11 protein-coding genes are annotated in these 10,885 nt (G+C 62.4%); 8 read left to right on the top strand and 3 right to left on the bottom strand.

What is annotated here, in order from left to right:
* Positions 1 to 96 precede the first annotated feature (96 nt).
* The gene (gene cysS / locus AC0L25_RS27605; protein ID WP_473598399.1) at positions 97 to 1,569 is read right to left on the bottom strand and encodes a cysteine--tRNA ligase; all 1,473 of its coding nucleotides are present in this window, start codon (positions 1,567 to 1,569) and stop codon (positions 97 to 99) included.
* A gap of 390 nt (positions 1,570 to 1,959) precedes the next feature.
* Between cysS and AC0L25_RS27600 the strand changes: the two genes are divergently transcribed.
* Positions 1,960 to 2,115, top strand: a complete 156-nt coding sequence (locus AC0L25_RS27600; RefSeq protein WP_095496669.1) for a hypothetical protein — start codon at positions 1,960 to 1,962, stop codon at positions 2,113 to 2,115.
* 98 nt (positions 2,116 to 2,213) lie between these two features.
* Here AC0L25_RS27600 and AC0L25_RS27595 read toward each other — a convergent pair whose 3' ends face one another.
* Positions 2,214 to 2,990 carry an SOS response-associated peptidase gene (locus AC0L25_RS27595; RefSeq protein WP_473598398.1) on the bottom strand — a complete coding sequence of 259 codons (777 nt, stop codon included), beginning with the start codon at positions 2,988 to 2,990 and terminating at the stop codon, positions 2,214 to 2,216.
* Positions 2,991 to 3,114: 124 nt separating this feature from the next.
* Here AC0L25_RS27595 and AC0L25_RS27590 point away from each other — a divergent pair, with 124 nt between their 5' ends.
* The 4 genes from AC0L25_RS27590 (at position 3,115) to AC0L25_RS27575 (ending at position 5,583) form a co-directional block, all read left to right on the top strand.
* On the top strand, positions 3,115 to 3,534 hold the full coding sequence (locus AC0L25_RS27590; RefSeq protein WP_473598397.1) for an NUDIX hydrolase: 420 nt from the start codon (positions 3,115 to 3,117) through the stop codon (positions 3,532 to 3,534).
* 48 nt (positions 3,535 to 3,582) lie between these two features.
* On the top strand, positions 3,583 to 3,960 hold the full coding sequence (locus AC0L25_RS27585) for a TIGR02301 family protein (protein ID WP_473598396.1): 378 nt from the start codon (positions 3,583 to 3,585) through the stop codon (positions 3,958 to 3,960).
* A 312-nt stretch (positions 3,961 to 4,272) separates the two neighbouring features.
* Positions 4,273 to 4,530, top strand: a complete 258-nt coding sequence (locus AC0L25_RS27580; RefSeq protein ID WP_077381793.1) for a hypothetical protein — start codon at positions 4,273 to 4,275, stop codon at positions 4,528 to 4,530.
* Positions 4,531 to 4,779: 249 nt separating this feature from the next.
* Positions 4,780 to 5,583, top strand: a complete 804-nt coding sequence (locus tag AC0L25_RS27575) for a hypothetical protein (protein ID WP_473598395.1) — start codon at positions 4,780 to 4,782, stop codon at positions 5,581 to 5,583.
* A 124-nt stretch (positions 5,584 to 5,707) separates the two neighbouring features.
* Here AC0L25_RS27575 and AC0L25_RS27570 read toward each other — a convergent pair whose 3' ends face one another.
* On the bottom strand, positions 5,708 to 7,039 hold the full coding sequence (locus tag AC0L25_RS27570) for a dihydroorotase (RefSeq protein ID WP_473598394.1): 1,332 nt from the start codon (positions 7,037 to 7,039) through the stop codon (positions 5,708 to 5,710).
* Positions 7,040 to 7,121: 82 nt separating this feature from the next.
* Between AC0L25_RS27570 and ygfZ the strand changes: the two genes are divergently transcribed.
* From ygfZ to AC0L25_RS27555, 3 genes are all read left to right on the top strand, one after another.
* Positions 7,122 to 8,000 (top strand): CAF17-like 4Fe-4S cluster assembly/insertion protein YgfZ, encoded by an 879-nt coding sequence (gene ygfZ / locus AC0L25_RS27565; RefSeq protein ID WP_473598393.1) that lies wholly within the window; start codon positions 7,122 to 7,124, stop codon positions 7,998 to 8,000.
* On the top strand, positions 8,000 to 8,632 hold the full coding sequence (locus AC0L25_RS27560) for an HD domain-containing protein (protein WP_473598392.1): 633 nt from the start codon (positions 8,000 to 8,002) through the stop codon (positions 8,630 to 8,632). Before ygfZ ends, AC0L25_RS27560 begins: the two co-directional genes overlap by 1 nt.
* A 64-nt stretch (positions 8,633 to 8,696) precedes the next feature.
* Entirely contained in the window at positions 8,697 to 10,844 is a 2,148-nt protein-coding gene (locus tag AC0L25_RS27555) for a putative bifunctional diguanylate cyclase/phosphodiesterase (RefSeq protein WP_473598391.1), read from the top strand.
* Positions 10,845 to 10,885: the final 41 nt, after the last annotated feature.

Here is a 10,885-nt window from a genome sequence, read left to right as displayed (position 1 = left end):
GTCTCCCGTCCGCCACCGCACCTGCTTTCATAGCAGAGTCGGCAAGAAACAAGTTACAAGGGGGGCGCTGTCCCGCCAGCGTTGCCGCAATCTTACTCACCGCTTCACCTCCCACGTCGTCACACGCTCGCCCGTGACGGGATCCTTGCCGTCCTTCAGTTGCACGCCTTGCGCCAAAAGCTCGTCGCGAATACGGTCGGCCTCGGCCCAGTTCTTGGCGGCGATCAGTGCGAGCCGTTTGGCAATGGCCGTGGCGATGGCGTCCTCATCAACCTTGGCCGGCGCGACGTCGAAACCGAGGAACGATAGTGCTGCCTTCAGCGAAGCGGCAGCATCGTTTCCCGCGGCAGCAGCATTGCCGCCACCGGTAGCATTGAAATCCACAGCCTCGCCGGCCAACTGCGTCAGCACCTGGAACGCAGAATAGGTTGCGAGATCGTCCGACAGGGCTTCCACCACGTCCACCGGCAATTGCTTTGCCGCCGCCGGTGCCAGATCCGCCGCCCGCTTCCATTTGCGCAGCGTGTTTTCCGCCTCTTCCAGCTTGCGCACGGAAAAGTCGATCGGCTCGCGGTAATGCGTCATCAGCATCGCCAGTCGCAGCACCTCGCCCGGCCATTTGCGGCCACCAAAGGTCTCCGTCTCCAGCAACTCGTTGATCGAGTAGAAATTGCCCAGGCTCTTGGACATCTTCTGCCCCTCGACCTGCAGGAAGCCGTTGTGCATCCATACCTTGGCCATCACATCGGTGCCGTGGGCGCAGCGCGACTGGGCGATCTCATTCTCGTGGTGCGGGAAGATCAGATCGAGCCCGCCGCCATGAATGTCGAAGACCTCGCCGAGATAGGCGGCCGACATCGCCGAGCACTCGATGTGCCAGCCCGGCCGGCCCCTGCCCCACGGGCTATCCCAGCCCGGCTCTTCCGGCGAGGACAGCTTCCACAGCACGAAATCGCCAGGGTTCTTTTTGTGCGGGTCGACGGCGACGCGAGCGCCGGCCTGCTGTTCGTCGAGATTGCGCTTCGACAACTGGCCGTAGTCAGGCATCGAGGCCGTGTCGAACAGAACTTCGCCTGCCGCAACATAAGCATGGCCGCGTTCGATCAACTGTTGAATCAAGGAGATCATGTCGACTTTGCCGTCGGCGCGCGGCTCGACGAATTCAGTGGCGCGCGGCTCGACCGTCGGTTCCAGGCAGCCGAGCGTCGCCACATCCTTGTGGAACTGGTCGGCGGTTTTTTCGGTGACCCGCCGGATCGCCTCGTTCAGCGACAGCTTTCCCGACGCAATCTCGCCGCCGAAATCGCGCAATGCGCGGTCATTGATCTTGTCGTCGACATCCGTGATGTTGCGCACATAGGTGACGTGCGCCTGCCCGTAGAGATGGCGCAGCAGACGGAACAGCACGTCGAAGACAATCACCGGCCGCGCGTTGCCGATATGGGCAAAGTCGTAGACCGTCGGGCCGCAGACATACATGCGCACATTGCGCGGATCGATCGGGAAGAAATCCTCGTTGGTCCGCTTCAGTGTGTTGTAGAGGCGCAGGCCCTTCGATGCGTCAGACATTCGTGCCTTCCCGGTGCGTTACTTTTCGGCTGGGGCCGCTTGCGCCGAGACGCAAATCAGGCTCCAGCCTGCTGGCCAGGGCGTTTGTCCACTCTAGAAGGAAGATAGGCGAAAACGTCCGGACCAGCGCGAAAGCTAGCCAATAATGCAGATGCCACAAATGGCGAAAGACGTTCTCATGAGCGGCTTTATCGCCTCAGCCAGTGTTGCCGTCAAGTCGCAACTTTCAGCAAAAGAGTCGCTGGATCACAGGTAATGACGCGGTGAAACATTTTATTAAACATCTCGGCACAGTCATGAAACATTCGCCGGCTAGATCACCAGATGTCACGATTTGGTCGGATTCGACCAGCAAACGCGGACACGAAGACGTTACCAGGGAAGAGAAAAATGCCCCGAACCAAGCAGGACTCCAGCAGCGCCAAGCAACCGGCGCTCGCCAGTCAATACCGGGCGATCGGCCCGGCCGCGATCGTCGCCGCCCTTCTCCACACAGCGAAGAAGAAAAAGCCGGTGCAGAAAATCATTTCGCCGCGCGCTGCCTGATGTGACGTGCGGCCGGCCGCTCGCCCGTAAAAGGGCGCCGGCAATGAAGGCGCTGAAGCGCCCCGGGAAATAGCAGCTACTGCCAAACCCAGCTGCTGCTAAAACAAGGTCATCTGACCATCGTCCGCGCCGGGCTTCTGGCGCGTGGCCTTCTCGGGCTCCGGCCCCACGACGCCCCTTTCCTGAATCTCCGGTCCTGTGTTGGCGACCTTGTTGACGAGGTCGGAAACCGGGACAGCCTCGAAGAAATCGAGCTGCGCCGGTCTGAGCAGGTCGGCCACGTCGCGCGGCTCCAGCGTGCGGCAATCCAGCCAGCGGGCAAAATCCTGCGGATCTATCACTACCGGCATCCGGTCATGGATATGAGCGATGTCGGTATTGGCGTTGACGGTCAGGATGGCGCCGGTGTCCATTTCGGAACCGCCCGGCTCGGCATAGGTCTCGATCAGCCCGGCGAAGGCGACAAGCCCGCCATGCCTCGGCCGCACCCAATAGGGCTGCCCCCTCTTGCCGCCTGGCTCTTTGCGGTTCGTTTGGCGCCATTCGTAGAAGCCGGAAGCCGGCACCAAAGCGCGGCGATGGCGCATGGCGGTGCGAAACGAGGCCTTTTCCATTGCTCCTTCCGAGCGGGCGTTGAACAGCAGCGGAAACTCACGCGTGTCCTTCACCCAGGTCGGGATCAGCCCCCAGCGCACCAGCATCGGCTGCCGGTCGGGCAGGCTCGAGCCTGGCGCCTGCGGCAAGCCTGCAATCGCCATCAGCACCGGCTGCGTCGGCGCGATGTTGTAGCGGGCCGGAAAATCCTCCAGCTCCGCCAGACCGAGAAAAGCGGCAGTCTGGTCCGGCGTGGCGGTCAAGGCAAAGCGTCCGCACATAAGCTAAAACTCGTTGAATTGGTCGGATGCGAAGGTGGCGATGGAACCGGCGTTGCGCAACCGTTAATGCTTCTTCACGCCGACCGGTCCACAACCGGCTGCAGCAAATGACGATCGGTAATCCATGGACGAGATGCGTAAGATACTCCCGGCTGTCTCGGTCGCCATTGTCCGCGGCAACACGGTGCTGCTGGTCAAGCGGGCGCGGCAGCCTTCGCAAGGATTTTACGCGTTTCCGGGCGGCAAGGTCGAGGCCGGCGAAACGCTGGAACAAGCCGCGCAACGCGAACTGCTGGAAGAAACCGGGTTGCAGGCGCACAACTACCGCGCACTTCGGGAAATCCACATCGACGGCGGCAGCGACGGGCACCCGGTCGACTATCTGCTGACGGTGTTTGGCGCCACCTATGCCGGCGGCGAGCCCGTGGCCAGCGACGACGCCGAGACCGCCGCCTTCTATACACTCAGCGAAATGACCGCGCTGCCGCTTGCCGCTTCGGTGTTTGCCGTTGCCGACGAATTGCTCACGAATGCAGGGGCGTAATCTCCAAAATCGCCTTGCAGGCGACAAATTGTTTGACCACATAGACTTATGATCCGCGCATCGCTTTTCCTTGCAGCTTGCCTCGCCGCCAGTACGGCAATCGGGGGGCGGCCGGCTCTGGGCGCCGAGTCGCCGTTCGAACCGGGGCTGATGCGGCTGGCGGAGGTGCTTGGATCGCTGCATTTCCTGCGTAATCTGTGCGGCGAGAAGGGCGACCAGTGGCGGGTCGAGATGGAGAAGCTGATTGCTTCGGAAAACCCGGACCCGGAGCGGCGCGCCCGCTTCATTGCCAGCTTCAACCGCGGCTACCGCTCCTTCGGCGGCACCTACACGCAGTGTACCGCCTCGGCGACCGAAGCCATCAGCCGCTACATGAAGGAAGGCGAGACGCTGTCGCGCGACATCGCCTCGCGCTACGGCAACTGACTTTCGTACCTCTGCTTGTGTCCGGTGGCGTCTTAGTGCAATCCTTGTGTTGCACTTCTGCAACGGTATTAACGAAACGTTACGGCGCGGATGTGGAATTAACTCAAACTGAAGGTTTTCATCCCGCTCGCCGGCCTAATCGGCTAAGTTTGAATCGGATCGAACGCAGGTTTGCAAAACGTGACGAGCCCTTGTCGAAACGACCCTATAAATGTCGTATTTACAAGTACTTACTTAACCTGCGTGTAAAAGGGACAGCCCAAGCCTGATCCGCATCTGCCGGATCGCCGCTTGAAAAGGGTGGACATCGCAATGGAACATGGCGTCAACGACATCGACGCGCTGGTCAGGGAAGAAAAGCGCCTGACCGCCGTGGAAAGCCACAGCGAGGCCTGGGCGGAAGGGCTTTCGGCCGGAATCGAGCCGGAAATCATCGCCGAGGCGGCCCTCGAAACCGCGTTCGGCGAAATGCTGCGCGCCAATGGCGAGACCTCGGCCCTTGCCCTGCTCGACCGCATGCGTGAAAAGGTAATTGCCGGGGCCTTCGAACCAGGACGGCTGCGGCACTGAACCGGCATCAGGATCTTTGACCACGGCGTGCCGCTTGGGCGTCACGCCCCGAGTACCTGGGCGGGCCTGGGCACCTGTAAGGGCCCTGGGCACCTGTAAGGGCCCTGGGCACCTGTAAGGGCCCTGGGCACCTGTAAGGGCCCTGGGCACCTGTAAGGGCATGGGCACCTGTAAGGGCATGGGCACCTGTAAGGGCATGGGCACCTGTAAGGGCCTGGGCATCTGGACGGAATCATGGAGAGGCAGGCGGTGAACTTATCGACGTCAGGCCAGCCGCGTGGCTTGGCCCTTAGCATCCGGCTCGCCGCTTTTTGCACCGCGGTTCCGCTAGCGCTTTGCCTCGCAAGCAGCCCCGGATATGCGCTGAGTGAAATCAAGCGCGAGGACCTGCCCTCGCCAGTCATGCCGCCCGCCGATGATGACATGTCGCCGCCCGGAACCGCGGTGCCGATGCCCGACCCGCCCGGCACGGCACCGCCTGCGGCCAGCCAGCCGACGTCGCCCGACGAACGGCAACAGATCAAACCAGGCGGGCCAACAGACGATGGTGGCATCGCCAATCCGCAAGCCGATCCGGATGAACCCTTGCCCGAGGTCGTCTACGATCTCGGCAAGCTGCCGGAGCCGGTCAGGCGCATGCACGATCTGATTATCGAGGCCTGCAAGAGCGGCGACATCGAAAAGCTCCGGCCGCTGATCGGCCAGGGCGATACGATGACCCAATTGTCGCTGAGCGAGATCGAAGGCGACCCGATCACCTTCCTGAAAGGTCTTTCGGGCGACACGGAAGGCCAGGAAATCCTCGCCATCCTGGAAGAGGTGCTCAGTGCCGGCTATGTCCATGTCGATGTCGGCACGCCGCAGGAACTCTATGTCTGGCCATATTTCTTCGCGCTGCCGCTGGACAAGCTCGACGCCAGGCAGCGGGTCGAGCTGTTCAAGATCGTCACCGCCGGCGACTATGACAGCATGAAGCAGTTCGGCGCCTACATCTTCTACCGCGTCGGCATCACGCCGGACGGACAGTGGACTTTCTTTGTCGCCGGAGACTGAGCAGCATTTCGCCCTGCCTAAAGCCCGCCTAAATTAGAGCATTGGACCCTAAATAGGTTTTGGGAAAATCCGATGCTCAAAGAAGCGATAGAGCGGCGGTCCGATTCGATTTGAGTCCGCCGCTCTACACCGGCAGCGCCTCGGAAAATTCCACCGCCCTGCCCTGCCCTGAGGTGACGACCTCGCCTTCCCACATCACGCGCCGTCCGCGCACGACGGTGCCGACCGGCCAGCCGGCTACTTCTCTGCCGTCATAGGGCGTCCAGCCGGCCTTCGAGCCTGCCTGCGCATTGATGATGGTCTCGCGACGCTTCAGATCGACGACCGTGAAATCCGCGTCGTAGCCGGCGGCGATGCGGCCTTTCCTGGCCATGCCGAAGATACGCTGCGGGCCGTGGCTGGACAGGTCGACGAAACGTTGCAACGTCAATCGGCCGGCATTGACGTGGTCGAGCATGATCGGCACCAGCGTCTGCACGCCGGTCATGCCCGACGGCGAGGCCGGATAGGGCTTTGCCTTTTCGGCCAGCGTGTGTGGGGCATGGTCGGAACCCAGCACATCGACAATGCCTTGTGCAATGCCGTGCCAGATGCCGTCGCGGTGGCGCGATGCGCGCACCGGTGGGTTCATCTGGATCAGCGTGCCAAGCTGCGCATAATCGTCCGCGCTCAGCGTCAAGTGATGCGGTGTCGCCTCGCAGGTCGCGACATCCTTGTGCCGTTCGAGGAAGGCGATCTCCTCGGCGGTCGAGATGTGCAGCACATGGATGCGCGCGCGAGCCTGGCGCGCGATGCGCACCAGGCGCTCGGTGCAGCGCAAGGCGGCGATCTCGTCGCGCCACACCGGATGCGAGGACGGATCGCCCTCGATGCGCTCACCCAGCCGCTCGCGCAACCGGAACTCATCCTCGGAGTGAAAGGCGGCGCGGCGGCGCGTATTCCTCAGGATCGAGGCGACGCCCTCATCGTCTTCGACCAAAAGGTCGCCAGTGGACGAGCCCATGAACACTTTTATCCCGGCAGCGCCGGGCAGCCGTTCGAGGTCGCCAACCTCCCTGGCATTTTCGCGGGTGCCGCCGACCCAGAAGGCAAAGTCGCAATGCATGCGGCCGGAAGCGCGCCGAACCTTGTCGGCAAGGGCTGCTTCGCTGGTGGTTAGCGGGTTGGTGTTGGGCATCTCGAAAACGGCGGTGACGCCGCCCAGCACCGCGGCCCGTGAGCCTGTCTCCAAATCTTCCTTGTGCTCCAGCCCCGGCTCGCGGAAATGCACCTGGCTGTCGACTACGCCGGGCAGGATGTGCAGGCCGCGACAGTCGACCGTCTCGCCAGCGTAAGCCTGGCCGAGATCGCCGATGGCGGCGATGCGCCCGCCGTTGATGCCGATGTCGCGCCGGCCCTCGCCATCGTGGTTGACCACCGTGCCGCCTGTCAGGATGAGGTCGTAGGTCGTGGCCATGCTGATCCGGTCTCTTGCGGGGGGAGTGTCAGCGGCTTACGTAATGGCCGACTGTTTTGCAAGATCAGGTTGGTTTCCCCCTATGCCCTTTGCCCAGTTGAAAGACCGCGCACTGGTTTCCGTGTCAGGCCCGGATGCCGAGATCTTTTTGCAGAACATTCTGACCACCGATCTCGACGCACTGGCTGCCGGCGAAGCAAAGCCTGGCGCCTTGCTGACGCCGCAAGGCAAGATCTTGTTCGATGTCCTGATCTCCCGCGCTGGCGAGAATTCCTTCCGCCTCGACTGCCGAGCCGATGTCGCCGACGATTTCATCCGCCGGCTGATGCTCTACAGATTGCGCGCCAAGGTCGAGATCGCCAAGGCAGATCAGGGGCTTGTCGCTGTTGCATGGGGTGACGATTCAACCGCTTCGCAATTTGATTCAACACCGGTTGCCGATGGACGGTTCCTCGACGCAGCCGTCAACCGCTTTTATGGCGCCACGGCCGCGGGCGGCGACCCGGCCGCGTGGCAAGCTCTGCGCATCGCCCATGGCATTGCCGAAAGCGGCAGCGACTATCAGCTCGGCGACGCCTTCCCGCATGATGTGCTGCTCGACGAGACCGGCGGTGTCGGCTTCAGGAAGGGCTGCTATGTCGGCCAGGAGGTGGTCTCGCGCATGCAGCATCGCGGCACCGCCAGACGGCGGGTCCTGATCGTTTCGGCCGAACGGCCCCTGCCGGCTCCTGGCGCCGAACTGACAGTTGCCAGGCGACCGGTCGGCACGCTTGGCACTGTCGCCGGCACGGCTGGCCTCGCGATAGCCCGTATCGACCGCGTCAAGGCAGCGCTCGACGCCGGCCAGCCGATCATGGCGGGTGACGTCCCTGTGTCGCTCGCCATTCCGGCGTGGGCGAAGTTCACTTTTCCCCCGGAAACCGTTGGCCCGCAGGAATCCGTCGGCGCGGAGGAGGCCTGATGGCGGCCGACCGTGCCGGTGCGCCACCACGCGCCTGGCAGCGTATGCTGTCGGGCCGGCGGCTCGATCTGCTTGACCCCTCGCCGCTCGACATCGAGATTTCGGACATCGCCCACGGGCTTGCCCGCGTCGCCCGCTGGAACGGCCAGACCAGCGGCGATCACGCCTTTTCCGTTGCCCAGCATTCGCTACTGGTCGAGGCGCTTTTCGGGGAGCTGGTCCCGGACGCCCCGGCCGACGCGCGGCTGGCGGCTTTGCTGCACGACGCGCCGGAATATGTCATCGGTGACATGATCTCACCGTTCAAATCCGTGATGGGCGGCAGCTACAAGGAGTGCGAACTGAGGCTGCAGCGCGCCATCCATCGGCGCTTTTCGCTGCCGGTCGACCCAGGTGCGGGCCTGCTCAAGGAAATCAAGCGCGCCGACCAGATCGCCGCCTATTTCGAGGCGACGCTGCTTGCCGGCTTTTCGACCGCCGAGGCGACCGAATTCTTCGGCCGGCCGCGCGGCTTCAATGCCGACCGCTTCGATTTCACCCCACGTTCGGTGACCTGGGCGCAAAACGCGTTCCTCAAACGATATGCGGCAATCGAGAAATCGCGGCGCCAAACGCTGCAGCCGGCCGACTGAAAAACGGTAAATTAACCGGAAGGGATCACAGTGCCGTGTTCGATCACGGTCTGCAGGCAGCCTCATGTCCGTCACTCGTGTCAAGGCTGGTTCGCCCGTCCGCGGACGGAGGGCCGAAGGCATAGGTCTGCCGCGGATAGAAGACGAACCGCGCAAACAGAATGATCGTTTTTCGGCCGCCGTCGAGAACATGTCGCATGGCTTGTGCATGTTCGATGCCGACGAGCGCATGATTATCTGCAACGGCAATTATATCAGCATCTTCTGCCTTGACGCCGAGATCGTGCAGCCCGGCATCCGGTTTTTCGACATCCTCCAGCACAGCGTCGACATCGGCGTCGCCGCGCACAGCGCCGAAGAACTCTATGCCATCCGCAAGCCCTATATCGACCGGGCGAAGCCCTCGACCTACGAGGAAACGCTGTCTGATGGCCGCATCATCAACATCTCGCACCGGCCGCTGGCTTCAGGCGGCTGGGTGTCGATCTATGAGGATATCACCGAACAACGGCGCGCCGAGCAGGAGCTGAAGGAGCAGCATCGACGCTTTGACGCGGCACTCGCCAACATGTCGCAGGGCCTTTTGATGTATGACGCGGACAGCAGGCTGATCGTGCGCAACGAACGTTTCCTGGAACTCTACCACGTGACGCCGGCCGATTTTCCGCTTGGCATGAGCCACGGCGACGCGCTGGAGCAGCTCGTGCGCCTGGGTATTTATGCAGAGATCGACATCAAAAGCGAAATCTCGAAAACCGCGGCCTGCCTTCAAGCCGGGGAAATGCGGTCAACCTACCGCCATCTTGCCGATGGCAGAACTCTTTTGGTCGTGCGGCAGCCGATGAGTGGCGGCGGCTGGGTCGCAACCTTCGACGACGTCACCGAGCGCAGGCGTGTCGAAGAGCGCATGACCCACCTTGCACATCACGACACGCTGACCAAACTGCCCAATCGCTCGATGTTCCGCGAACGGCTCGACCAGGCCTTGGGCGAGGCCACGGACCTGGCGATATTCTCGCTCGACCTCGACCGCTTCAAGGCCGTCAACGACACCTGGGGGCACCCGGCGGGCGACTGGCTGCTGAAATGCGTGGCCGAGCGGCTGCAAAATTGCTTACGCAACGAAACGGACGTGGTCGCTCGTTTCGGCGGCGATGAATTCGTCATCATCCAGTTCAATACAAAAGGTGCCGGCCCAAAAGGTGCCGGCGATGCGGAAAAACTGGCAAAACGCATTGTCGACATCATCGGAAAGCCATTTCGCGATAAAAGCCGCGACATGCATGTCGGCATCAGCCTTGGCATCGCCCTTTTCCCCAATGACGGCAGGGACGCCGACACGCTGCTAAAAAACGCCGACATGGCCCTTTACAGAGCGAAAAGCGAAGGACGCAACGTCTATCGCTTCTTCGAGCCCGGCATGGATGCGATGGTGCGGGCACGGCGCGCACTCGAAACCGACCTCGAGGCAGCGCTGCCGCGGCGGGAGTTCGAGCTTGATTTCCAACCGATCATGAACATCGCCTCCAGCGAGATCGTCGGCGCCGAAGCCCTGATGCGGTGGCACTCGCCGGCACGCGGCTTGGTGCCGCCAGACGACTTCATCCCGGTCGCCGAAGAAACCGGGCTGATCGTGCCGCTCGGCGAATGGGCGCTGAGGAAAGCCTGCACGGTGGCGGCGGGCTGGCCGCATGGGCTGCGCATCGCAGTCAATGTCTCGGCTGTGCAGATCAAAAGTGGTACCTTTGCCCGCAGCGTGATCTCCGCGCTGGCATTTTCCGGCGTGCCGGCCGATCGGCTTGAATTGGAAATCACCGAAACGGTGTTGATGGATGAGAGCGATACCGTGCTCAAGACGCTCAGGCAGTTGCGCGACCTCGGCATCCGTATCGCGCTGGATGATTTTGGCATCGGTTATTCGTCGCTCGGCTATCTCCGCCGCTTCCCTGTCGACAAGATCAAGATCGACCGCTCCTTTATCCGCGACATCGACAACCGCGACACGGCCGCGATCGTGCGCACGATCATCGGGCTCGGTGCACAGCTTGGTATGACCGTCACCGCCGAAGGCGTCGAAACCGAAGCGCAACTTGAATTCCTGCGCAGCGAAGGCTGTGTCGAGGCCCAAGGTTACCTGATCGGCATGCCGTCGACTGCGGCGGACATCCAGCGCCTGCTGAGATCGAACGAGACGTTCAGCCAATCCGGTTGAGGCGTTGAAATCCGCTGGATGGATTCAGTTATCGTCTACAC

The organism is Mesorhizobium sp. WSM4813, assembly GCF_055811555.1.
The sequence above is the reverse complement of the archived record's forward strand: the minus strand, read 5'-3'. Positions and strand labels throughout refer to the sequence as shown.

Coding starts and splice junctions, on each gene's coding strand:
- cysS (WP_473598399.1), bottom strand. CDS start 1,569: ATGTCTGACGCATCGAAGGGCCTGCGCCTCTACAACACACTGAAGCGG.
- AC0L25_RS27600 (WP_095496669.1), top strand. CDS start 1,960: ATGCCCCGAACCAAGCAGGACTCCAGCAGCGCCAAGCAACCGGCGCTC.
- AC0L25_RS27595 (WP_473598398.1), bottom strand. CDS start 2,990: ATGTGCGGACGCTTTGCCTTGACCGCCACGCCGGACCAGACTGCCGCT.
- AC0L25_RS27590 (WP_473598397.1), top strand. CDS start 3,115: ATGGACGAGATGCGTAAGATACTCCCGGCTGTCTCGGTCGCCATTGTC.
- AC0L25_RS27585 (WP_473598396.1), top strand. CDS start 3,583: ATGATCCGCGCATCGCTTTTCCTTGCAGCTTGCCTCGCCGCCAGTACG.
- AC0L25_RS27580 (WP_077381793.1), top strand. CDS start 4,273: ATGGAACATGGCGTCAACGACATCGACGCGCTGGTCAGGGAAGAAAAG.
- AC0L25_RS27570 (WP_473598394.1), bottom strand. CDS start 7,039: ATGGCCACGACCTACGACCTCATCCTGACAGGCGGCACGGTGGTCAAC.
- ygfZ (WP_473598393.1), top strand. CDS start 7,122: ATGCCCTTTGCCCAGTTGAAAGACCGCGCACTGGTTTCCGTGTCAGGC.
- AC0L25_RS27560 (WP_473598392.1), top strand. CDS start 8,000: ATGGCGGCCGACCGTGCCGGTGCGCCACCACGCGCCTGGCAGCGTATG.
- AC0L25_RS27555 (WP_473598391.1), top strand. CDS start 8,697: ATGTCCGTCACTCGTGTCAAGGCTGGTTCGCCCGTCCGCGGACGGAGG.